Annotated in this window: 24 protein-coding genes, 2 tRNA genes and 1 other RNA gene; 11 read left to right on the forward strand and 16 right to left on the reverse strand. The window is 71.5% G+C overall.

The window, feature by feature from the left end:
• Positions 1-39: 39 nt before the first annotated feature.
• From ABC138_RS07115 to ABC138_RS07145, 7 genes are all read right to left on the reverse strand, one after another.
• Entirely contained in the window at positions 40-594 is a 555-nt protein-coding gene (locus ABC138_RS07115; protein ID WP_068329610.1) for a DUF5063 domain-containing protein, read from the reverse strand.
• Positions 587-1,186, reverse strand: coding sequence for a recombination mediator RecR (gene recR / locus ABC138_RS07120; protein ID WP_068329608.1), 600 nt, complete (start codon positions 1,184-1,186; stop codon positions 587-589). Before recR ends, ABC138_RS07115 begins: the two co-directional genes overlap by 8 nt.
• Before the next feature lie 70 nt (positions 1,187-1,256).
• Complete coding sequence (locus ABC138_RS07125; protein ID WP_345913119.1) at positions 1,257-3,329, reverse strand: DNA polymerase III subunit gamma and tau; 2,073 nt, start codon at positions 3,327-3,329, stop codon at positions 1,257-1,259.
• A gap of 69 nt (positions 3,330-3,398) precedes the next feature.
• Entirely contained in the window at positions 3,399-3,968 is a 570-nt protein-coding gene (locus tag ABC138_RS07130; protein ID WP_068424307.1) for an NAD(P)H-dependent oxidoreductase, read from the reverse strand.
• A 70-nt stretch (positions 3,969-4,038) separates the two neighbouring features.
• Positions 4,039-4,830, reverse strand: a complete 792-nt coding sequence (locus tag ABC138_RS07135; protein ID WP_345913120.1) for a hypothetical protein — start codon at positions 4,828-4,830, stop codon at positions 4,039-4,041.
• Between the two features lie 131 nt (positions 4,831-4,961).
• Positions 4,962-5,058, reverse strand: an RNA gene (gene ffs, locus ABC138_RS07140) — signal recognition particle sRNA small type.
• Between the two features lie 90 nt (positions 5,059-5,148).
• Positions 5,149-5,236, reverse strand: a tRNA-Ser gene (locus tag ABC138_RS07145).
• Between the two features lie 84 nt (positions 5,237-5,320).
• Between ABC138_RS07145 and ABC138_RS07150 the strand changes: the two genes are divergently transcribed.
• On the forward strand, positions 5,321-5,779 hold the full coding sequence (locus tag ABC138_RS07150) for a DUF3817 domain-containing protein (protein WP_338537535.1): 459 nt from the start codon (positions 5,321-5,323) through the stop codon (positions 5,777-5,779).
• A 3-nt stretch (positions 5,780-5,782) separates the two neighbouring features.
• A complete protein-coding gene (locus ABC138_RS07155; RefSeq protein ID WP_345913121.1) occupies positions 5,783-6,706 on the forward strand; it encodes an AEC family transporter in 924 nt (307 codons plus the stop codon).
• A gap of 12 nt (positions 6,707-6,718) precedes the next feature.
• Here ABC138_RS07155 and ABC138_RS07160 read toward each other — a convergent pair whose 3' ends face one another.
• A complete protein-coding gene (locus tag ABC138_RS07160; protein ID WP_345913122.1) occupies positions 6,719-8,278 on the reverse strand; it encodes a helicase HerA-like domain-containing protein in 1,560 nt (519 codons plus the stop codon).
• A 51-nt stretch (positions 8,279-8,329) separates the two neighbouring features.
• Here ABC138_RS07160 and ABC138_RS07165 point away from each other — a divergent pair, with 51 nt between their 5' ends.
• Together ABC138_RS07165 and ABC138_RS07170 are read left to right on the forward strand one after the other, a co-directional pair.
• A complete protein-coding gene (locus tag ABC138_RS07165; RefSeq protein WP_068329592.1) occupies positions 8,330-8,629 on the forward strand; it encodes a hypothetical protein in 300 nt (99 codons plus the stop codon).
• A 6-nt stretch (positions 8,630-8,635) separates the two neighbouring features.
• Positions 8,636-9,133, forward strand: a complete 498-nt coding sequence (locus tag ABC138_RS07170; protein ID WP_068424298.1) for a LytR C-terminal domain-containing protein — start codon at positions 8,636-8,638, stop codon at positions 9,131-9,133.
• Positions 9,134-9,136: 3 nt separating this feature from the next.
• Here the strand turns inward: ABC138_RS07170 and ABC138_RS07175 are convergent, their stop codons facing one another.
• Positions 9,137-9,490, reverse strand: coding sequence for a hypothetical protein (locus ABC138_RS07175; RefSeq protein ID WP_068424296.1), 354 nt, complete (start codon positions 9,488-9,490; stop codon positions 9,137-9,139).
• Between the two features lie 147 nt (positions 9,491-9,637).
• Here ABC138_RS07175 and ABC138_RS07180 point away from each other — a divergent pair, with 147 nt between their 5' ends.
• Positions 9,638-10,336, forward strand: coding sequence for a dienelactone hydrolase family protein (locus ABC138_RS07180; protein WP_068424294.1), 699 nt, complete (start codon positions 9,638-9,640; stop codon positions 10,334-10,336).
• Between the two features lie 13 nt (positions 10,337-10,349).
• On the opposite strand, the gene ABC138_RS07185 is transcribed toward ABC138_RS07180, so the two are convergent.
• The gene (locus ABC138_RS07185; protein WP_345913123.1) at positions 10,350-12,023 is read right to left on the reverse strand and encodes an ABC transporter permease; all 1,674 of its coding nucleotides are present in this window, start codon (positions 12,021-12,023) and stop codon (positions 10,350-10,352) included.
• Positions 12,023-12,961: an ABC transporter ATP-binding protein gene (locus ABC138_RS07190; protein WP_345913124.1), complete on the reverse strand. Its 939-nt coding sequence runs from the start codon at positions 12,959-12,961 to the stop codon at positions 12,023-12,025. The genes ABC138_RS07185 and ABC138_RS07190 overlap by 1 nt, the downstream gene beginning before the upstream one ends.
• A 209-nt stretch (positions 12,962-13,170) precedes the next feature.
• On the opposite strand from ABC138_RS07190, the gene ABC138_RS07195 reads away from it, so the two are divergent.
• Genes ABC138_RS07195 through ABC138_RS07205 form a run of 3 tightly spaced genes read left to right on the forward strand, consistent with a single transcriptional unit; the run spans position 13,171 to position 15,514 of the window.
• Positions 13,171-13,578 (forward strand): hypothetical protein, encoded by a 408-nt coding sequence (locus ABC138_RS07195; protein WP_345913125.1) that lies wholly within the window; start codon positions 13,171-13,173, stop codon positions 13,576-13,578.
• Positions 13,569-14,483, forward strand: a complete 915-nt coding sequence (locus ABC138_RS07200; RefSeq protein WP_345913126.1) for a hypothetical protein — start codon at positions 13,569-13,571, stop codon at positions 14,481-14,483. Before ABC138_RS07195 ends, ABC138_RS07200 begins: the two co-directional genes overlap by 10 nt.
• Positions 14,480-15,514 (forward strand): zinc-dependent alcohol dehydrogenase, encoded by a 1,035-nt coding sequence (locus ABC138_RS07205; RefSeq protein WP_345913127.1) that lies wholly within the window; start codon positions 14,480-14,482, stop codon positions 15,512-15,514. The genes ABC138_RS07200 and ABC138_RS07205 overlap by 4 nt, the downstream gene beginning before the upstream one ends.
• Positions 15,515-15,566: 52 nt before the next feature.
• On the opposite strand, the gene ABC138_RS07210 is transcribed toward ABC138_RS07205, so the two are convergent.
• The 3 genes from ABC138_RS07210 to ABC138_RS07220 form a co-directional block, all read right to left on the reverse strand.
• Positions 15,567-15,653 (reverse strand) — tRNA-Ser (locus ABC138_RS07210).
• A 53-nt stretch (positions 15,654-15,706) separates the two neighbouring features.
• Complete coding sequence (locus tag ABC138_RS07215) at positions 15,707-16,723, reverse strand: hypothetical protein (RefSeq protein WP_345913128.1); 1,017 nt, start codon at positions 16,721-16,723, stop codon at positions 15,707-15,709.
• Between the two features lie 59 nt (positions 16,724-16,782).
• Positions 16,783-17,238 carry a nucleoside deaminase gene (locus tag ABC138_RS07220; RefSeq protein WP_345913259.1) on the reverse strand — a complete coding sequence of 152 codons (456 nt, stop codon included), beginning with the start codon at positions 17,236-17,238 and terminating at the stop codon, positions 16,783-16,785.
• An 81-nt stretch (positions 17,239-17,319) separates the two neighbouring features.
• Between ABC138_RS07220 and upp the strand changes: the two genes are divergently transcribed.
• The 3 genes from upp to ABC138_RS07235 all read left to right on the forward strand — a co-directional run bounded on the left by upp (position 17,320) and on the right by ABC138_RS07235 (position 19,019).
• The gene (upp, locus tag ABC138_RS07225; protein ID WP_068329555.1) at positions 17,320-17,958 is read left to right on the forward strand and encodes a uracil phosphoribosyltransferase; all 639 of its coding nucleotides are present in this window, start codon (positions 17,320-17,322) and stop codon (positions 17,956-17,958) included.
• Between the two features lie 135 nt (positions 17,959-18,093).
• The gene (locus ABC138_RS07230) at positions 18,094-18,267 is read left to right on the forward strand and encodes a hypothetical protein (protein ID WP_169702081.1); all 174 of its coding nucleotides are present in this window, start codon (positions 18,094-18,096) and stop codon (positions 18,265-18,267) included.
• Positions 18,268-18,269: 2 nt separating this feature from the next.
• Positions 18,270-19,019 (forward strand): PH domain-containing protein, encoded by a 750-nt coding sequence (locus tag ABC138_RS07235; protein WP_068329550.1) that lies wholly within the window; start codon positions 18,270-18,272, stop codon positions 19,017-19,019.
• On the opposite strand, the gene ABC138_RS07240 is transcribed toward ABC138_RS07235, so the two are convergent.
• Positions 19,013-19,222: a hypothetical protein gene (locus tag ABC138_RS07240; RefSeq protein WP_068424288.1), complete on the reverse strand. Its 210-nt coding sequence runs from the start codon at positions 19,220-19,222 to the stop codon at positions 19,013-19,015. The two genes, ABC138_RS07235 and ABC138_RS07240, sit on opposite strands and share 7 nt — an antisense overlap.
• A 242-nt stretch (positions 19,223-19,464) precedes the next feature.
• Positions 19,465-20,913 (reverse strand): Re/Si-specific NAD(P)(+) transhydrogenase subunit beta, encoded by a 1,449-nt coding sequence (gene pntB, locus ABC138_RS07245; RefSeq protein ID WP_345913129.1) that lies wholly within the window; start codon positions 20,911-20,913, stop codon positions 19,465-19,467.
• Positions 20,914-20,915 lie beyond the last annotated feature (2 nt).

The following is a 20,915-nucleotide window of genomic DNA, read 5'->3' on the forward strand; positions in this document are numbered from 1 at the left end:
ATCCGTTGGGCGCGACGGCGATCGCCCGAGGCGAGCCGCTCAGGAGTTCAGCGCGTCGAACTCGGCCTCGCCGACGACGTCGGCGTCGGCGTCAAGCCGCAGGTGGGCGAGCAGCGTCTGCAGGACGCGCACGGCCATCGCCGCCCGGTCGCCCCAGTCGGCGAGATAGCTGTACTGCCACCACCACAGGGCCTCCGTCGCCCGGCCCGCGTCGTGGTGGGCGAGCCCGTGCGCCAGAGCGGCGGCGATGATCGCGAGGTCGTTGCTCAGGGCACCCCCCGCGGTCTCTGGCGAGGTGACGGGGTCGACGAGGTCGACGTACTCGTCGACGCCGTCGAGCAGGTGGGCCAGTCCGGTGCGCAGCGGGTCGATCTCGGTGTCGGGACCGGGATCGTCCTCGAAGCGCTGCTCGAGCACGACGTCGGCGATGGCGCCCAGGCGTGCCCCCACGAGCTGGATCTGGCTCGTCGTGAGGAGCAGGAGCGGGATGGCGCTCTCGGGGGCGACGCCGGAGGCGATGTCGGCGACGGTCGTCAGCCAGGCCCGGGCCTCGGCCGCGCACTCGTCCGCGAGCAGCGTGGTCTCGTCAGGCATTGAGCAGCTTCCTTCCCTCGAAGGCCCGGCCGAGGGTCACCTCGTCGGCGTACTCCAGGTCACCGCCGACGGGCAGGCCCGAGGCCAGTCGGGTCACGGTGATGTCGAAGGGGATGAGCAGCCGGGCCGTGTAGGAGGCCGTGGCCTCGCCCTCGAGGTTGGGGTCGGTCGCGATGATGACCTCGGTGACGGTGCCGTCGGACAGGCGCGACATGAGCTCGGTGAACCGCAGGTCGTCGGGGCCGATGCCGTCCATCGGGCTGATCGCGCCACCGAGCACGTGGTAGCGACCGCGGAACTCGCGGGTGCGCTCGATCGCGACGACGTCCTTGGGCTCCTCGACGAGGCAGATCGCGGTGGCGTCGCGGCGCGGGTCGGCGCAGATGCGGCACTGGGGGCCCTCGGCGACGTTGCCGCAGGTCTCGCAGAAGGTCACCTTGTCCTTGACCTCGCTGAGGGTGTGGACGAGTCGTTGCACGTCCTGCGGGTCGGCCTGCAGGAGGTGGAAGGCGATGCGCTGGGCACTCTTGGGACCGACCCCGGGGAGTCGCCCGAGCTCGTCGATCAGGTCCTGGACCACGCCTTCGTACACCCTTGAACCCTACGCCCCGGCGCCGTCGGCGCGGGACACCGGCGCGGGCGGTACGCCGCGAGGCCGTTCGTCACTCCTCGCGGATGACGGTGCCCCCGAGGATGCGCTCGATGACCGCCGGGCCGGCCGCGCCGGCGTCGACGATGTCCTCGTCGTCGTCGCTGACGGACGAGTCATCGGGCTCGGCCCGGGGCGTCGGCTCCGGGAAGGGGGGCGCCCCGGCGCCCGACGCCGGCCCGCCCGTCGCGGACGGGGTGGCCGTGGGACCGTCCGCCCCGCCGGGGGCTGCGGTCGCCCAAGCCGGCGCCGAGGCCGCGCTCGAGGGCGCGCTCCCCCAGTCCGGGCCGGACGGACCGCCGGCAGGTGCCGGGACGCCGACGTCGGAGGGTGCCCCTCCTGAGGCCGCTCCACCCGAGGGGCCTGAGGGCGCGGGAGCACCGACGGGGTCACCGGCGGGTGCCGAACGAGTCGTCGTGGCCTGGGCGCCGCCGCCGGTCGGCATCGTCCCGGTGTCGTGGGGCACACCCTCGACCCGGGCGTCGACACCGAGCGAGTCGATGAGCGCCTGCCGCACGACCTCGGCATGCGAGCCGTTGCGGAAGGCGTTGGCCAGACCGACCGTCGCGATCCCGAGCACGAGCCGCTGCCCGTCGTAGCTGAGCACCTGCGCGTGCTCGGACAGGAAGGTCCAGGTCGCCCGGCGCATCTGGTAGATCCGCCCGAGGACGTCGGGCCAGCTACGACGCAGCGCCTCGACGTCGATGCCACCCGTCGACGGTGCCGCTACCGCGGGCTCGGCGGTCGGTCCCGCCGTGGGCTCGGGCTCCGGGGCAGGGGCCGCCTCGCGCTCCGGCGCCGGCGGCGCTGGCGCAGCTTGAACGGGTGTCGGCTGCACGAGCGCCGGCGGCTCCACAGGTGGCTGCTGCACGGGTGCCGCCACCTGGGGGGCGGGACGGGGATCCCCTTCGGCCGTGGGCACACCCCCGACCTCGAGACGACGCTCGATCCGGTCCAGGCGCGCGGCATAGCCGGACTCGCCCGCCGCGGCGGGCAGGAGGACCCGGGCGGCGATGATCTCGAGCTGGACGCGGGGCGAGGTCGCACCCGTCATCTCGGTCAGGCCGGCGTTGACGATGTCGGCGGCGCGGGACAGCGACGCGGGCCCGAAGACGCTGGCCTGCTGCAGCATCCGGTCGATCTGGTCCGCGGGCAGACCGCGCAGGATCGCGCCGGCCCCATCGGGGGCCGCCGAGACGACGATGAGGTCACGGAAGCGCTCGAGGAGGTCCTCGACGAAGCGCCGCGGGTCCAGGCCGGTCTCGATGACCGAGTCGATGACCTTGAAGACGCCCGCGGCGTCACCGGCGCCGAAGGAGGTGACCGCGGAGTCGAGCAGCTCGGCGTCGGTGAACCCGAGGAGCGCGGCGGCGCGCTCGTAGGTCAGGCCCTGCTCGTCGCTGCCGGCCATGAGCTGGTCGAGCACGGACAGCGAGTCGCGGACCGAGCCGCCGCCCGCGCGCACGACGAAGGACAGCACCCCCGGCGCGACCTGGACACCCTCGGCATCGCACAGCTGCTGCAGGTAGTCCGTCAGGCGGGCCGGCGGGACGAGCCGGAAGGGGTAGTGGTGGGTGCGGGAGCGGATCGTGCCGATGACCTTCTCGGGCTCGGTCGTCGCGAAGACGAACTTCACGTGCTCCGGCGGTTCCTCGACGATCTTCAGCAGGGCGTTGAAGCCCTGCGGCGTCACCATGTGCGCCTCGTCGATGATGTAGATCTTGTAGCGGCTCTGGGCCGGGCCGAAGGACGCCCGCTCACGCAGGTCCCGGGCGTCGTCGACGCCTCCGTGGCTGGCGGCGTCGATCTCGATGACGTCGATCGTGCCGGCGCCCCCGCGGGCCAGCGCGGTGCACGAGTCGCACTCGCCGCACGGCGTGGGTGTCGGCCCCTGCTCGCAGTTGAGGCAGCGGGCCAGGATGCGTGCACTCGTCGTCTTGCCGCAGCCGCGTGGCCCCGAGAAGAGGTAGGCGTGGTTGACGCGCCCCGAGCGCAGAGCCTGCATGAGCGGCTCGGTCACGTGCTCCTGCCCGATGACGTCGGCGAAGGACTCGGGTCGGTAGCGGCGGTACAGCGCGGTGCTCACGGGCCCGACTCTACGTGCGGACGGCGACAGCGGCCTCCCCCGCCGGGAGGCCGCTGTGGACGCGCCTGGTCAGGAGCGGAGGGAGGCGGTCGCCTCGGTCAGCCGGGTCAGCTGCCGCAGGACGTTGCCGAGCTCCTTGGCGCGCCGCTCGGCCGGGGCGAAGACGACACCGTCGGCACCCTCGCTCACCTCGAGCATCGTCGAGAAGGAGACCTGGCCGCGCACGACGTGCATCTGCGGGTTGGCCAGGATCGTGCGCCAGTGCTCGACGGCCCGGACCCCGCCGTCGGCGCCGTAGGAGACGAGTGCAGCACCCTTGTGCAGCCATTCGGGGTAGAGGACGTCGAAGGCGTTCTTCAGCGCGGCGGGGACGCCGTGGTTGTACTCCGGCGTGACGAAGACGTAGCCGTCGAACTCGTCGATCCTGGCGCTCCAGCGCCGCGTCTTGGGGTTGTCGTACTGCCGCTTGGCGGCACCGGGGACGGTGGGCTCGTTGAGCAGGTCGAGGTCGTACTCGGCGAGGTCCACGAGCTCGTACTCGGCGTCGTCGCGATCGGCGACCTGCGTCATGACCCAGTCGGCGACCTGCGCGCCGAGGCGGCCGGGGCGGGTGCTGCCGAGGATGATGGCGATCTTCACGTGACTCCTTGGGGTCGGGGCACGGGGAGGGCCCGCCACCCGGAGGTGACGGGCCCCACCGTCGGTCTGCTCAGCCGCGGGGACGGTCGTCGCCGCGGCCGCCGTCGACCTTACCGCGCAGCTTGTCCATGAAGCCCGGCTTGCCGTGCTCCGGGTGGGTCGAGCCGGCGGACGCCACCCCGGTGCCCGGCATGTCGACGTCACGGTCGCGCACGCCCTGCTCCTCGGTGTACCCCTGGTCCCGACGGTGGGCACCGCGCTCGTCGTAGGCGCGGGGCTGCTCGTCGTGGTCGCGGCGCTGCTCGTCGTAGGAGTCCTCGGACTCGATGACGCCGTCGCGGTAGCCGTCGCGGTCGGCGTCGACGTCGTGCTGCGGGTCCCGGCCGTGACGCGCCACGCCGTCGTCGACCCGGTCGCCGTCGCCGAGCCGGTCGCCGTCGTCCAGCCGGTTGCCGTGCTCGTCGGTCCGCACGTCAGGGTCCTTAAGGTCGGCCTGGCGACGGGCCTCGTCGTGGGCCTCGCGGTCCTGGTGCGCGACGTCCGCCTTGGCCTGCGCCTCCTGCTGCAGGCGCTCGGCCTCGACGCGGCGCTGCTCGGCCTCCGCGGCCTGCCGGTCGGCCTCTGCGGCCTGGCGCTGCGCGTCGGCCTCGGCCGCACGGGCGTCGGCGTCGGTGGCGGCCGCGGCCGCCTGGCTCTCGCGGGTGCGGCGCTCGCGCTCTGCTGCCTCGACCCTCAGCTGCTCGGCCTCCGCGCGTTCGCGCTCGAGGCGCTTGGCCTTCGAGCCGCGCGACAACGCCACGACCAGCCCGATGATGATGAGCAGGACGATGATGCCGATGATGATCCAGATCCAGGTGTCCATGGTCCGCCTCCTAGGGGTGGGGCACGCGGCCGCGGGACACGACCGCTCTCGGGTCCAACCTAGGCGTATTTCCCCTCCACGCCACCCGGGGGAGGCCGCTGATCCCGGCGACCGCTCGCATCGCGGGGACAGACGAGGACACCCCGCGTACCTGGAAGAGCTCGCCTACCCTTGCTGCATTCCTGCCCTGGGGGAGTTCGGTGAGGTACCACCACGCGGGGTGCCGATCGCCGAGTCTACGTGGCCTCGCAGCCAGGGGCCAAAGCGGGGCCCGAGGGGAGCAGAGAAGCCCCGGTCGTGACGACCGGGGCCTCGCTCTGGCGGAGGATAGGGGATTCGAACCCCTGAGAGCTTTCACTCAACGCGCTTTCCAAGCGCGCGCACTAGGCCACTATGCGAATCCTCCGCGGGAGAGATTACCCGAGCACCTCGCTACCTCGAAATCGGGCGGATTTCACCCCTTCGTCACCCGTCGGCGACCATGGGGCCCATGCCCTTCCCCTCCCCTCGCCGCCTCTTCATGACCGTCGCGACCGCGGAGGCGGTGACGTGGTCCCTGCTGCTCGTCGGGATGTTCCTCAAGTACGTCACCGAGACCACCGAGCTCGGGGTGCGGATCGGCGGGATGCTGCACGGCGTCGTCTTCATCGCCTACGTGCTGGTGACGATCCTCGTGTGGGTGGACCAGCGGTGGCCCGCCCGACAGGGGCTCCTCGCGCTGGCCTCCGCGGTGCCGCCGCTCCTCACGCTGTGGGCCGAGCGCCGGCTCGACCGGGCCGGCCTCCTCGCCGGCACGTGGCGGCTGCGGACGAAGGGGGTCGCCCGCACCCCGGTCGAGCAGGCCGTGTCCGGCGCGCTGCGCCGCCCGGCGCTCTTCGCGCTCGGGCTCGTCGTGGCCGTCGCCGTGCTCACCACGGTCGCCCTGGCCGTCGGCCCGCCGGTCGGCTGACGCATGGGCGGCGTGCTGCTCGGCTTCTCCACGATCGCGGCCGTCATCGGCCTCGGGGCCCTGCTCGCGCACCGCGGCGTCGTCGACGTCTCCGCGCAGGTCCTGCTCTCCCGGCTGGCCTTCTTCGTCGCCACGCCCGCCCTCATGGTCACGACGATCGGTGAGGCGCACGTCGTCGACGCGTTCTCCGGCAACCTCGTCGCGACCGCGACGGCGGTCGTCGTCACCGCGGGCCTCTACCTCGCCGGCGCGAGGTGGGTCTGGCACCACCGGGCACCCGAGGCCGTCATCGGTGCCCTGAGCTCGGCGTACGTCAACGCCGGCAACCTCGGCATCCCGATCGCCGCGTACGTCCTCGGCGACGCGGCACTCGTCGCCCCCACGCTCCTGCTGCAGCTCCTCGTCCTGCAGCCGATCGCGCTGAGCATCCTCGACCGCCACACCAGGGACTCACCTGCGGGCCTGCTGAGCACGGTGCGCGGGATCATCTCCAACCCGCTGACCGTGGGTGCCCTCATCGGCCTCGTGCTCTCCCTCGGCGGCTGGACGCTGCCGCCCTTCGTCGCCGACCCGCTGGGTCTCGTCGGTGACATGGCGGTGCCCGCGATGCTCATCGCGTACGGCATCGCGCTGCGCCTCGGGCCGGGCTTCGGCGACGGTGGGACCGGCAGCGAGGTCTTCGTCGCGAGCGCGCTCAAGCTGCTCGTGCAGCCCTTCGTCGCGTGGGTCGTCGCGCACTGGGTGCTCGGGCTCGACGGCACGGCGCTCTTCGCGGTCGTCGTCACCTCGGCGCTGCCGACCGCGCAGAACATCTTCGTCCACGCCACCCGCTACGGCCGCGGTCAGGTGATGTCGCGCGACACCATCCTGCTGACGACCATGGGGTCGGTCCCGGTGATCCTCGTCATCGCCCTGCTGCTGGGGTGAGTCGGGCGAGCGTCAGCGCCGTCGACGACGCGAGGTGCCGAAGAGCGAGCGGGTGATCTCGCGGCCGATCACGGTGCCGGCCGAGCGCAGCGCGGACCGGAAGGCCGAGCTGGCGACCACCTGCTCCACCATGCCGGGCTCGTCCTCGTCGGCCTTCGGTGGGGACGAAGGGGGCTCCGCTCCCCCCTCCGTCCCGACCGGCGCCTCCTCGCGGGTCGGAGCGGCCGCGAGCCGGGCCGAGAGCTGCTCGTAGGCGGACTCGCGGTCGAGCGCCTCGGAGTACCTGGGCGCGAGCGGCGAGGCGGCGACGGTCTGCTCGAGGAGCTCCTGGGTCGAGGGGGACATGAGCGACTGCGGCGCCCTCATCATCGTGTGCGCGACGGGCGTCGGGGTGCCCTTCTCGGAGAGCACGGTGACGACCGCCTCGCCGGTGCCGAGCTGGGTGAGCAGCTCCTCCAGGTCGTACTCCGTGTGCGGGTAGGTCGAGACCGCCGCCCGGATCGCCTTGGAGTCCTCGGGGGTGAAGGCGCGCAGCTGGTGCTGCACGCGGTTGCCGAGCTGCGCGAGGACATCCCTCGGCACGTCCTTCGGGCTCTGGGTCACGAAGAAGACCCCGACACCCTTGGACCGGATGAGCCGCACGGTCTGCTCGATCGCGTCCTGGAAGTCCTTGCTCGCCTCGTCGAAGAGCAGGTGCGCCTCGTCGAAGAAGAAGACGAGCTTCGGCACCTCGACGTCGCCGACCTCGGGGAGGTCGTGGAAGAGGTCCGCGAGCAGCCACATGAGGAAGGTCGAGAAGAGCTCGGGCCGCGCCTGCACGGCCGGCAGCTCGAGACAGCTGACGATCCCCCGCCCGTCGTCGGTGACGCGCAGCAGGTCGGCGGTGTCGAACTCCGGCTCCCCGAAGAAGACGTCGGCGCCCTGGTCCTCGAAGGCGATGAGCTCGCGCAGGATGACACCGGCGGTCGCGCTCGACAGGCCACCGAGCGCCTTGAGCTCGGCCTTGCCGTCGTCGGAGACGAGGTGCTGGATGACGGCGCGCAGGTCCTTGAGGTCCAGCAGCGCCAACCCCCGCTTGTCGGCGTAGTGGAAGACCAGGCCCAGGCTCGACTCCTGCGTGGCGTTGAGCCCCAGGACCTTGCTCAGCAGCGTCGGGCCGAAGCTGGTCATCGTCGTGCGGATCGGCACCCCGATGCCCTGGCCGCCGAGCGAGAGGAACTCGGTCGGGAAACCGGTGGCCTGCCAGTCCTGGCCGATGGAGGCCGTGCGCGAGGTGAGCTTCTCACCCCCTTCGCCGGGGGTCGCGATGCCCGAGAGGTCACCCTTGATGTCCGCGAGGAACACGGGCACACCCGCGGCGGAGAGCTGCTCGGCCATGAGCTGCAGGCTCTTGGTCTTGCCCGTACCGGTCGCTCCCGCGACGAGACCGTGCTTGGTCAGGCTGGCGAGCGGGACGCGGACCGGGGTGTCGGCGTGCGGTCGGCCGTCCACGACCGCTGCACCGAGGTCGATCGCCGGCGCCGCGAACGTGTAGCCGGCGCGGATGGAGTCCAGGTGTGAAGAGTCGGTCACGACCCCGACACTAGTGCGGTCCGCGCAGAGCCCCCCTCTTATCGTGTCGGGGTGATCTTCCAGTCCGTGGGCGACTCCCGCCCCTACCCCGACCACGGGCTCCGCAGCCCCCGCGACTGGGCCGACGTCCCTCCACGTGCCCTGCGTCTCGAGCAGCTGACGACGACCAAGAGCTCGCTCAACCTGCACGACCTGCTGGCGGACGACTCGACCTTCTACGGTGACCTCTTCCCCCACGTCGTGCTCTGGCGCGGACGGCACTACCTCGAGGACGGGCTCCACCGCGCCCTGCGCGCGGCGCTGCAGCAGCGCTCGACCCTGCACGCCCGCGTGCTCGAGCTGGCCGACTGAGGCGTCATGGCACCGGAGGACTACGGCATGAGCAACGAGGCGCGTGGCCGTCGCCGACGTGCCGTCGTGACGATCCTGCTCGTGCTGCTCCTGATCTTCTACGCCGCCTGGTACGCGCTGTCCTACATCCGCGCCGACACCGTGAGCAGGCAGCAGGCAGCGCCGGTCACGCGGTCGGTCACGTGCACCACCTCGCCCAAGCAGGTCGAGGTCAACGTCTACAACGCGACCAACCGCGACGGCCTCGCCGCCCGCGTCGCGTCGGACCTCAAGGCCCGCGGCTTCACCGTCAAGACCGTCGCCAACGACCCGAAGAAGCGCAAGGTCACCGGCCGGGGCCAGCTGCGCTACGGCTCCGCCGGGGCGAAGGGCGCCAGACTCGTCGCCCTGCACGTCGGCCGCTTCGAGAAGCTCGCGGACAGCCGGGCGCGCACGACCGTCGACGTCGTCCTCGGGCCGGACTTCACGCGGCTCGCGAGCGAGTCGCGGATCGAGACCTGCTGAGGGTCAGCGGCGGACCGAGCTCAGCTCGACCTTGCGGTCGCCGACGACGTCGCACGTGATCGTCGTGTCGGCGACGACGAAGCTGGCGCCCTGTGTGCAGCGGTTCTCGACGCCGTTGGTCTCGATGACCGCCTCGCCACCAGGGGCCGCCGAGACGAGGGTGATCGTCGTCTTGTCCCGGCTCGTGCCGTCCTTGCTGTAGGGCAGCGGGAAGTCGTTCCACGCGTCCCCCTCGATCGCGACGCTGCACTCCTGCCCCGAGCAGGACGAGCTGAAGCTGTTACTCTCGCAGGCCGCCAGGGTGGTCACGAACGAGGCGGCGGCGACGGCGACGAGGGCGCGGGTGGGGCGACGCATGGGTCCAGACAACCAGACGCCCGCAGGACCTGCAGCGGCTCCCGGGCACCCGGCGGTGCGGGTCTGGTGCGTGACGCCGTCCGACTCCATACTGATGTGATGGCCGCTTAGCAGGCAGAGGTGCGTATCTCGACGGGGCGAGGAGAGATGCCGGCCTACTGCGCCGTGCCGACGACACCGCCCCCGTGGCCGGGTGTGGTGGTGATCCATGACATCACCGGGATGAGCCATGACCTCCGCGCCCAGGCGGACTGGCTCGCCGGACAAGGGTTCCTGGCGGTGGCGCCGGACCTGTACTACTGGAGCAGTCGACTGGGCTGTCTCCGCACGATCATGCGCGACCTCGGCAAGCGGGCGGGACGCAGCTTCGATGACATCGAGGCCGCCCGGACCTGGCTCGGTGAGCACGCCGGCTGCAGTGGACGGATCGGGGTGATCGGCTTCTGCATGGGTGGCGGGTACGCGCTGGCACTGGCCCCCGACAGCGGGTACTCGGCCGCCAGCGTGAACTACGGCGGATGCCCCTCCGACGCCGAGGACTGGCTTGCGCAGGCGTGCCCCATCGTCGGCAGCTTCGGCGGTGCCGACGGCTCGCCCCTGGGCAGGGAGGCCGGCAAGCGCCTGGACCGGCTGCTCGATCAGCACCAGGTGCCTCACGACGTGAAGATCTACCCCGGCGTCGGGCACGGCTTCATGAACGACCACGACCCGGCCGACGCCACCCTGGTGCTGCGGTTCCTGGCCCGCATCTCGGGCACGAAGTACGACCCGGCCGCCACCGAGGACGCCCGGCGCAGGATCATCGGGTTCTTCGACACCCACCTGCGCGGTGGGGTCACCGACTGACCTGCTCCCGGCCTCAGCTGCGGGCGCTCCAGCGGAAGAGCCGCGCCCCGAGCAGCCCGCCGCCCGTCAGCCACGCGGCCATCACCGCGATCCCCACCCAGCTGATCGCCGGGCCCGCGGGGTCGAGGGCACCTGACATCGAGTTGGCCAGGTGCTTGAGCGGGAAGAACGCCCCCACGGTGCTCATCCACTCGGGCACCGCCCCGATGACGAACACGTCGGAGAAGAACGCCAGCGGGATCGTCAGAGCGAGCCCGACGGCCGTGACCGCCTTGCCGCTCGACAGCACCGAGACCAGCAGCACACCGCACGCGGCCAGCGCCGCGGTACCCAGGACCAGGAGGGCGGCGGCCAACGGCACCCCACGCCAGGCGACCTCCAGGTCGAACAACAGCGTCCCGGCCAGGAGGATCAGGCCCGCGGTGGCGAGCACCAGCAGGAACGCGGAGGCGAACCGACCCACGAAGTAGATCCCGAGCTCCAGCGGGGTCCCTCGCAAGCGCTTGAGGATCCCCTCGTCGCGAGCCCGGACGATGGCGTCGGGCACCATCACGGTCGCGGTCACGATCGCCCCCCAGGCGATCATCCCGGTGGCGGACTGCAGCCCGTACGGCGGCGAGGACTGGGTACCCGTCGTCGCGTCGCCCAGGATCGCGGCGGTGAACAGGTACTGCGCGAGTGGGAAGGCGATGGCGAAGAACACCCACGAGGTGTCGTGCAGCGCCGACTGGGTGGCCCACCGCGCCTGGTCGCCCAGCAGCGCGAGACGGCTGGGCCGTCCCACCGCGAGCGCCTCCAGCGCGGGTCCGGCGCCGGGCCCGGCGCCGGGCCCGGGGACCGGGGCCGGCTCCGGCCCGGCGTGCGCCGCCTCGATCCGGCGTCTCCGCGCTCGCCTCGCGGGCACGGGGCTCCAGTGGAAGGTCAGCGCGGCGACAGCGACGGCACCGGCGGTCCAGGCCGCCATGACGGCCAGTGCGCCGAGGTCCCAGCCGTTGCCGGTGGTGAACGGGTCGAACTGGTCGGCGAGGGCGTCGTTGAAGGGCTTGAGGGGAAAGACCTGCGCGATCCGGTCCGCCCAGCTCGGCATGTCGCCGTACCCCATCACCCCGGAGACCCAGGACAGGACCACTGCGGTCGCGATGGATGCTGCCTGGGCGACCGCAGCGGAGCGGGCCAGTCCGGCGACCGCGACTCCGGCGGAGGCGAAGCAGGTCACGGCGACCAGCACCGTCACCACGGTGGCCGGCATCGTGTGCCACTGGACCTGCACGTCGTAGGCGATGACACCGACGACCAGCATCAACGTCAGCGAGCCGAGCGCGAAGAGCACCGCGGCGCCGATCCGCCCCGCCAGGTACACCCAGCCGGGCAGCGGCGTGCCGTGCACGCGCTTGAGCACCGCTCTTTCGCGGGCATCGGCCAGGGACGCGGCCACCGTGGGGTAGGCGCCGTACAGGGCACCCATCACCGCAGCCGAGGGGGTCACGAACTGCATGACCCGCACGGTCGAGTCGGCGCTGACCCTGGTGTTGCCGACCATGGCGCCGATGACGACCAGGAAGATGAGTGGGAACAGGAACGTGAAGATGAACGCGATCCGCGTGCGCCACAGATCCCGTATCGCGTAGTCCAGCTGGTCCAGCAGCAGCCGAGCCACCGAGGGTCGACCCGCGGTCAGGACGGACATCACGGGACCCCCACCGGGTGCGGCGGGACAGCCATGGCGCCGGCGTCCTCGATCAGCTCGAGGTAGACATCCTCGAGGGAGGGTCGCTCGACGGTCAGCCCCGCGAGGGTGACACCGCGCGAGCGCGACCAGCTGAGCAGTCTCTCCAGCACCTGCGTGGGCTGGGCGCTGCGCAGCTGCCAGTCCCCGCCCTGGGGCCGCAACGGCGCACCCACGTCGGGCAGCTCGGACTCCGCCACCCCGGCAGGCAGCCGGAACGTGATCGTCGAGCGCGCTCGAGCCTCACCGCCGATCTCCGCGGGGGCACCGAGAGCGATCAGCCGTCCGGCGACCACGACCCCGACCCGGTCGGCCAGGTGCTCGGCCTCGTCCATGTAGTGCGTGGTGAGCAGCACGGTCTTGCCCAGCCCCCGCAGGTTCTCCACCAGCTCCCAGGCCCGACGGCGCGCTGAGGGGTCGAACCCCGTGGTCGGCTCGTCGAGGAACAACAGCTCCGGATCTCCGACCAGCCCGAGCGCCAGGTCCAGCCTCCGCCGCTGACCCCCCGAGAGGTTCTTGACCTTCGCGTCCGCCTTGTCGGTGAGACCGACCAGGTCGATCACCCCGTCGACCGGCAGCTGACGCGGATACATGCCGGAGTACAGCCTCACGAGCTCGCGTGGCGTGAAGTCCTCATCGACCCCTGCGTCCTGCAGCACGATGCCGATCCGCTCCCGGTAGTCGCGACCGCCGGTCTCGGGGTCGAAGCCCAGCACCTCGACCCGGCCGGAGGTGCGACGACGGTGGCCCTCCAGGATCTCCACGGTCGTGGTCTTGCCCGCACCGTTGGGTCCCACCAGGGCGAAGACCTCCCCCGGTTCGACGCAGAACGACAGCCCGTCGACCGCGTGGGTCTCCCCGTAGTGCTTGTGCAGACCTTGCACCTCGATGGCGTGCATCGCCGTCACCTCCTGGTCGATCGCGCACTGGCTCGTTCGTCCAGTACACGCCCCGGAGCCACGACCGACCAGGGGCGAAAGCCCCGACTGCACCCGCCTGCGGTGCCGAGGACCTTCGGCCCTGCCCCCGAGGCCGCGACGCTGCATAGCGTGATCACCGACCGGTTGGGGACGCCATCGCCCCCACCCACTCCGGCGGCAGAGGCGCGATGAACCGCAAGAGCAAGATCCTCCTCGGGTTGCTGCTGTTCAACGGCCTCACGGCCGCGGGCGGGGGGCTCGCGCTGATGACCGACTGGATCCCCGAGCAGACGTCCTGGCTCCGGGACACCGACTTCCCCAGCAACTACTTCCCGGGCGTGATCCTGCTGGCCGTCGTCGGAGGCAGCTCGCTGGTCGCGGCCGTCGCCCTGGCCAAGCGCAGCGACGGTTGGCACCTCGCCAGCATCCTCGCCGGGACCATCATGGTGATCTGGATCGTCGGAGAGGTCGCCTCGATCCGAGGGTTCCACGTCCTGCAGGTGGTCTACCTCGTGACGGGCGTGCTCGTCGTGGCGTGGACACCGGCGCTCCCCCCTTCGGCCGACCTCGGCGAGGAGGAGGGATCGTGGCGATGACGCCGGCCGACGACGTCCGACGGTCCACCGAGGAGGTGAGCCGCCGGACACAGCGACTCTGCGCCGCCGTGGCCGCGCTGGTGGTGATCGCGGCCGTCCCGACGTTCTTCGTGGACGGGGTCCTCAACGGGACGGCGGTGATGAACGGATCGGCGCGCGGCACCGCGCTCACCATGTTCGCGCTGGCGCTCCCCGTGCTCGCGCTCGGCATGGTGACCTCGACCCGGGGCTCGGTCCGGGGACGGGCGGTCCTCATCGGGTCGCTCGCCTACCTCACCTACAACGCCACCCTGCTGGTCTACGCCACCCCGTTCAACGAGCTGTTCCTGGCCTACGTCGCCCTGCTCGGGCTGTCGCTGTGGTCCCTGGTCAGCGCGCTGCTCGACCCCCGCCCGGTCCTGCTGCCGGACAGCCGGTTGCCCGCGCGCGGAATCGCCGCGTTCATCCTGACGGTGGTCGCGCTCAACGCGCTGGCCTGGTTGCGGTTCATCGTGCCCGACCTGGGGCAGGACCCGCCGGGCTTCCTGGACGGGACCGGCCTGACCACCAACCCCATCTACGTCCAGGACCTCGCGGTCTGGCTGCCCGCGCTGGCGATCGTGGCCGTGCTGCTCTGGCAGCGCCGACCTTCCGGCCTCTTCCTCGCCGGGGCCGGGCTGGTCTTCTGGCTGATCGAGGCGATCGGCGTGGCGGCCGACCAGTGGTTCGGGCACCGAGCCGATCCGACCTCCGCCGTGGCGACCCAGGGCGGCGTCGTGGTCTTCGTCGTCCTCGCTGCAGCGACCCTCGTGCCCCTGGTCCTGTGGCTGCGCGGCTCGACCCATCACGAACGGAAGTCGCCAGCGATGACCACCTCGACGTCCCCGACCGGATACCCCCGTCCAACCATCAGGAGGAAACCATGAAGGCTGCTGTCGTCCCCACGCTCGGCGCACCGCTGGAGATCCGCGATGTCCCGATCCCGACGGCCGGTCCCGGTCAGGTGCTCGTGCGCATCGAGACCTGCGGGCTCTGCCACACCGACATCCACGCCGCGCGCGGTGAGTGGCCGGTCAAGCCCAAGGAGCTCCTCGTCCCCGGGCACGAGGGTGTCGGGATCGTCGAGGCCGTCGGCGAGGGAGACCTGCCGGTCCCGGTCGGGCAGCGGGTCGCGCTGCCCTGGCTGGGCCACGCGTGCGGTCACTGCCGCTACTGCGTCGACGGCTGGGAGACCTACTGCACCAGCCCGTCGTACATGGGCTACACCATGGACGGCAGCTACGCGGAGTACGCCGTCGCCTGGGCGAGCCACGTCGTGCCCGTGCCGGACGGGGTCGCGCCCATCGACGCCGCTCCGCTGACCTGCGCCGGCGTGACGACGTACAAGGCGCTCAAGGTCGCACACCCACAGCCCGGCGAGACCACGATGGTCGTCGGCGTCGGCGGCCTGGGCCACCTCGGCCTGCAGTACGCGCGGATCTTCGGCACGCGCACCGTCGCGGTCGACGTGCATGACGACAAGCTGCAGCTCGCCCAAGAGCTCGGCGCCGACCACGTGGTCGACGCGCGCGGTGACCAGGAGTCGGAGCTGGCGGCCCTCGGCGGCGTCGACATCGCCTTGGTGACCGTGCCCTCCCCCGCGGCGATGCACGCCGCCCACGCCGCACTCAACCCCCGGGGCCGACTCGTGATCGTGGGGCTGCCGGCTGACAACCGGCTCGAGCTGCCGGTGTTCGAGACGGTGCTCAAGGGGATCTCGGTCATCGGATCGCTGGTCGGGACACGCAACGACCTGGCGACGTGCTTCGACCTCCACGCCCGTGGGCTGACCCGGGTGGTGACCCAGCGCCGTCGGCTCGAGGACGTCAACGACTACTTCGAGGAGGTGCTGGCCGGTCAGGTGCCGGCGCGGCTGGTGTTCGACATGGGGGTCCAGCACGGGGGACGGCAGACATGACAGAGGCCCCGGAACCGCTGACACGTCAGGGTTCCAGGGCCTCGGCCTAGAGCGGTGGCGGTGGGATTTGAACCCACGGTCGGCGTCAACCGACAAACGCTTTCGAGGCGTTCTCCTTAGGCCGCTCGGACACGCCACCGCGGAGCACAATACAGCGCACGTGCCCACGGCCCGAAATCCGGGGCCCGACCCTCACGAGCCGTAGGGCACCTGCTGCCACGACAGCGTCGTCTCGCCGGCGTGGCGGCGCACCGTCGTCTTGAGCCAGTCGGTGTTGTTGTTCGACCCGTCGACCGTGACGCGCCTGAGGTTGTCCGCCGGTGCGTCGACCCCGTAGACGTCGAGCCACGAGGACCCGGTCGCCAGCGGACGGTCGTCGTTGTATGCGTGGCTGTCCCCGTTGACGAGGTAGACATTGCCGTCGAAGTCGCGGGACTCCTCGGCGAGCGCCCTGACGAAGGGGGTGAAGGCGTCCACGTGCCACGTCGGCTGGTACGAGGGGTCGAACATGTCGGCCTGGAGGAAGACCGTCACCGCTCCGTCACGGTGCCTCTTCGCGGAGTCGAAGCTGGCACGCATCGTCGCGATGCTGGAGTCCATGCGGGCCTCCTCCTCCGCGACCTGCTCCGGGGTGGGCTCGGTCTTGCCGATGCCGGTCCACGGCTCGAGGCCGTTGTTGCTCCCGACCACGTGCACGGCAGCCATGGAGACCCCGGCCCTGCGCCAGGTGACGTTCTCCGGGAAACCTGCTGCCGCGTCGTCCTGCACCCTCATCTCCTGCTCGCCGAGGGTGCGGCCCGCCTCGGGGTAGAAGAGCTCGCGGATCAGGCCGAGGCGCTCGAGCGGGTCGTAGGCGCCGTTGTTCACGCGGTGGCAGTCGGTCCACTCGTTGTCGCCCGGGCTGTAGACGAGCGGGCGGTCGAAGGACTCGAAGCGGTCGCGGATCCCCTCGAGGTAGGCATCGTCGCACCGGCTCGAGCCGTTCTTGATGTCCCCGACGTGCACGGTGAAGTGCACCTGCCGGTCGGCGTCGATCTGCTCGATCCACGACGGGAAGGCGGCGACCTGGTCGGCGCCGTAGGGCACGTCACCGATGACGGCGAACGAGTAGCCGGTCTCGGCGGGCGCCGCGGTGGACGCGGAGGCGAAGGGGGCGGCGGCGACGAGCGCGACGACGGCGGGCGCGGCGAGCAGGCGGACAGGACGCACGGGGGCTCCTCGGGGAAGGACGATCTGGTCTCGTCATGTGTGCCAGAGCGATGTGAACATCAGCCCACGTCCAGGCCAACGTCCTCCCGACGCCGCTCGAAGAAGTCGACGAGCAGCTGCGCGGCCTCCCCTTCGCGCACCCCGCCGACGACCTCGGCGCGGTGGACCGAGCGACGGTCACGGACGATGTCCCACACCGACCCGCACGCGCCCATCTTGGGGTCCCAGGCGCCGAGGACCACGCGCGGGAGCCGGGTGAGCACGATCGCGCCGGCACACATCGGGCAGGGCTCGAGCGTCACGACGAGCGTGCACCCCGTGAGGCGCCACTCCCCCTTCGCCTCGGCCGCGGCGCGCATCGCGAGGACCTCCGCGTGCCCGGTGGGGTCGCCGTCGCGCTCCCGGGTGTTCCTCCCCTCCCCGATGACGACGCCGTCCGCGTCGACGACGACCGCGCCCACGGGGACGTCGCCGTCCGCCGCCGCCTGCGCGGCGAGCTCGAGGGCGCGCGCCATCCACGTCTCCTCGGCGGGGCGCTGGGGACGGGCGGGGTCGTGACTCACGGGCCCAGTCTCCCGCACGGTAGTTTCACGGGCATGCGCGTCATCGTCGCGGACCACCCGCTCATCGCCCACAAGCTGACCTACCTGAGGCACAAGGACACCGACAGCCCGACCTTCCGTCGTCTCGCGGACGAGCTCGTCACCCTCCTGGCCTACGAGGCCACGCGCGAGGTGCGGGTCGAGCCCTTCGACATCGTCACGCCCGTCGCCCCGACCACCGGGATCAGGCTCTCGACGCCCAAGCCGCTCGTCGTGCCGATCCTGCGCGCCGGCCTCGGGATGCTCGAGGGCATGGTGCGCCTGCTGCCGACGGCCGAGGTCGGGTTCCTCGGCATGCTGCGCAACGAGGAGACGCTGGAGGCGGTCACCTACGCCAACCGGCTCCCCGACGACCTGTCCGGCCGCCAGTGCTACGTGCTCGACCCGATGCTCGCCACCGGCGGCACGCTCGCGATGTCGATCCAGTACCTCGTCGAGCGCGGCGCCGACGACATCACCGCCGTCACCCTGCTGGCCGCCCCCGAGGGCATCGCGGCGCTCGAGGGCCAGCTCGCGAGCCTCGACGTGCCGGTCACGCTCGTCACCGCGGCCGTCGACGAGCGGCTCAACGAGGACGGCTACATCATCCCGGGGCTCGGGGACGCCGGCGACCGGCTCTACGGGGTCGTCTGATCCCCCTTCGTCCGCCGGCTCCGGCGCGCCGGGAGGAATGTCGGACGCCACACCCGTCACATCTGCAACACTTGAGCCCGTCCCACGCCCGCCTCGGGCCGACCCCAGCCCGCAGATGACGGAGGAGCACGCGAGATGAACACGCCGCCGATCAAGAAGATCGTCCTGTGGCTGCTCACGATCTTCCTCCTCTACGCGATCCTCACCTCGCCGAGCGACGCGGCCAACATCGTCGGCTCCGCCTGGGACGTGATCGCCAACGGCGTGCGCAACATCGGGCGCTTCTTCGACTCCCTCATCGCGAGGTAACGATGGCCGCGGAGGTCGCCCACCGAGGGCTGCGCAAGTACCTCCTCCCCGGCGAGACCCCGGTGGCCGAGATCCGGCACCACCGCATCGTCCTGCTCAAGCCCGCCGTGGCCGTGCTCGCCTCGCTCGCGCTCTGTCTCTGGCTCGACATCTCGGTGAGCGACGCCGACGCCGGCATCCTCGGCTACGTGTGGCTGCTGTGGTTCGGCGTGGTGGCCTGGGCCGCGTGGCAGTGGATCGAGTGGCGCCACACGCGGGTCGTCGCGACCGACAAGCGGATCGTGCTCTTCGAGGGCTGGATCAACCACAAGGTCTCGATGATGCCGCTCAAGAAGGTCACCGACATGGGCTACGAGCGCCCGCTGCTCGGCCGCATCCTCGGATACGGCACCTTCGTCCTCGAGAGCGCCGGGCAGGACCAGGCCCTCTCGAGCATCCGCTTCGTGCCCGACCCGGACGACAACTACCGGGCGATCTGCTCGGTGGTCTTCGGCATGGGTCCGATCGACGACGATGACGAAGGGGGCGCCCCCCGCGACGACGAGCCGGCCTGGGAGACCTCGGCGGACTACGCGACGCGCCTGGGGATCGTCGACGGCGTGTACGTCGGGGGCGGTCCGGTGCCCGACCCGGCGGTCTACGGGCCCCCGCCCCGCCTCGACAGCTCCATCTACCGCAGCCGCGACCTCGAGCACCGTGAGCACGACGCCGACACCGGAGAGCTCCCCCCGTACGACCCCGACGCCTACTGACCGTCGGTGCGGGCGCCGACCGGCTCGACGCGGCCGGTGTCGCGCATGCGGCGCACCGCCGTGAACGCCTCCCAGCCGGTGATGACGACGATGCCGACCGCCACCGCCGGGATCGAGAGGCTCCAGCCCGCGTCCCAGCCGAAGGTCGCTTCGAGCTCTCGCGGCAGGTCCGTCAGCAGCTGCTCGGTGAGGAGCAGCCACACGAGCGCGGCCCCGGAGACGACGGCGCTGACGAGGCTGGCTGCGGCGAGCGGGCGGCTCCACCCGCCACGCGCCCACGCACCTCTGCATTGCCCTAGGGGAATGCAGGTTCAGGTGCGCATTGCCCTAGGGGAATGCGGGGTCCGGGGACGACGAAGGGCGGCGCCCACCCCATGAGGTGAGCGCCGCCCTTCGCGGTGGTGCGGTGGTGCTGTGGTGCGGTGGTGCGGTGGCCCGGAGGACCTCAGAGGGCCTTGAGGATGTCGCTCACCCGGTCCTTGGCGTCGCCGAAGAGCATCTGGGTGTTGTCCCGGAAGAACAGCGGGTTCTGGACGCCCGCGTACCCCGTGGCCATCGAGCGCTTGAAGACGATGACGTCCTTGGCGTTCCACACCTCGAGCACCGGCATGCCGGCGATCGGGCTCGTCGGGTCCTCGGCCGCGGCCGGGTTGACCGTGTCGTTGGCGCCGATGACCAGGACGACGTCCGTCTCCGGGAAGTCGTCGTTGATCTCGTCCATCTCGAGCACGACGTCGTAGGGCACCTTCGCCTCGGCGAGGAGGACGTTCATGTGGCCCGGGAGGCGGCCGGCGACCGGGTGGATGCCGAACCGGACGTCCACCCCCTTCGCCCGCAGTTGGGCGGTGAGGTCGGCGACCGGGTACTGCGCCTGCGCGACGGCCATGCCGTAGCCCGGGGCGATGACCACCGACGAGGCCTCGAGGAGCAGCTCGGCGACGGCATCGGCCTGGATCTCGCGGTGCTCGCCGTAGTCCTTGTCCTCGCCCGTGACCTGGCCGTCGGAGCCGAAGCCACCGGCGATGACGGAGACGAAGGAGCGGTTCATCGCCTTGCACATGATGTAGCTCAGGAAGGCACCGGAGGAGCCGACGAGCGCACCGGTGACGATGAGCAGGTCGTTGGAGAGCATGAAGCCCGCGGCGGCCGCGGCCCAGCCCGAGTAGCTGTTGAGCATCGAGACGACGACCGGCATGTCGCCGCCGCCGATGGAGGCGACGAGGTGCCAGCCGAAGAGCAGCGCGATGACCGTCATGATCGCGAGCGGCAGGAGCGAAGGGGAGACGACGAACCAGACGCACAGGGCGACGGAGACGAGCACGGCGAGCAGGTTGAGCCAGTGTCGCGCGGGGAGCACGAGCGGCGAGGACTTCATCTTCGCGCTGAGCTTGAGGTAGGCGACGATCGATCCGGTGAAGGTCACTGCGCCGATGAAGACGCCGACGAAGACCTCGCCGTTGTGGATGCCGACCATGTCGATCGCCTCGAGCCGCTTGTGCTCGGCGACCGCCTCGGCGCCGTCACCGTGCGACGCGAAGAAGGTGTTGTAGCCGACGAGCACGGCGGCCAGGCCGACGAAGGAGTGCATCATCGCGATGAGCTCGGGCATGCCGGTCATCTCGACCCGGCGGGCGATGCGCACACCGATGAGCCCGCCGAGGGCCATCGTGACGACGAGGACGCCCAGGCCCCACTTGCCGGCGTCGGTGGCCTCGCCGTCGCCGTAGACCCCGTCGATGACGAGGGCGATGGTGGCGAGGAGGGCGATGGCCATGCCGGCCACGCCGAACCAGTTGCCGTGCTTGGCCGACTCGTGCCTGCTCAGGCCGGCCAGGGACAGGATGAAGAGGAGCGCCGCGACGATGTAGGCGGCGGTGACGACGGTGGACAGCACGA

This window comes from Janibacter sp. LM (assembly GCF_039631275.1).
Classification (GTDB): domain Bacteria; phylum Actinomycetota; class Actinomycetes; order Actinomycetales; family Dermatophilaceae; genus Janibacter; species Janibacter terrae.

Coding starts and splice junctions, on each gene's coding strand:
- upp (WP_068329555.1), top strand. CDS start 17,320: ATGCGCGTCATCGTCGCGGACCACCCGCTCATCGCCCACAAGCTGACC.
- ABC138_RS07150 (WP_338537535.1), top strand. CDS start 5,321: ATGCCCTTCCCCTCCCCTCGCCGCCTCTTCATGACCGTCGCGACCGCG.
- ABC138_RS07195 (WP_345913125.1), top strand. CDS start 13,171: ATGAACCGCAAGAGCAAGATCCTCCTCGGGTTGCTGCTGTTCAACGGC.
- ABC138_RS07205 (WP_345913127.1), top strand. CDS start 14,480: ATGAAGGCTGCTGTCGTCCCCACGCTCGGCGCACCGCTGGAGATCCGC.
- ABC138_RS07170 (WP_068424298.1), top strand. CDS start 8,636: ATGGCACCGGAGGACTACGGCATGAGCAACGAGGCGCGTGGCCGTCGC.
- ABC138_RS07190 (WP_345913124.1), bottom strand. CDS start 12,961: ATGCACGCCATCGAGGTGCAAGGTCTGCACAAGCACTACGGGGAGACC.
- ABC138_RS07185 (WP_345913123.1), bottom strand. CDS start 12,023: ATGTCCGTCCTGACCGCGGGTCGACCCTCGGTGGCTCGGCTGCTGCTG.
- ABC138_RS07175 (WP_068424296.1), bottom strand. CDS start 9,490: ATGCGTCGCCCCACCCGCGCCCTCGTCGCCGTCGCCGCCGCCTCGTTC.
- ABC138_RS07135 (WP_345913120.1), bottom strand. CDS start 4,830: ATGGACACCTGGATCTGGATCATCATCGGCATCATCGTCCTGCTCATC.
- ABC138_RS07155 (WP_345913121.1), top strand. CDS start 5,783: ATGGGCGGCGTGCTGCTCGGCTTCTCCACGATCGCGGCCGTCATCGGC.
- ABC138_RS07220 (WP_345913259.1), bottom strand. CDS start 17,238: ATGGCGCGCGCCCTCGAGCTCGCCGCGCAGGCGGCGGCGGACGGCGAC.
- ABC138_RS07115 (WP_068329610.1), bottom strand. CDS start 594: ATGCCTGACGAGACCACGCTGCTCGCGGACGAGTGCGCGGCCGAGGCC.
- ABC138_RS07235 (WP_068329550.1), top strand. CDS start 18,270: ATGGCCGCGGAGGTCGCCCACCGAGGGCTGCGCAAGTACCTCCTCCCC.
- ABC138_RS07180 (WP_068424294.1), top strand. CDS start 9,638: ATGCCGGCCTACTGCGCCGTGCCGACGACACCGCCCCCGTGGCCGGGT.
- ABC138_RS07230 (WP_169702081.1), top strand. CDS start 18,094: ATGAACACGCCGCCGATCAAGAAGATCGTCCTGTGGCTGCTCACGATC.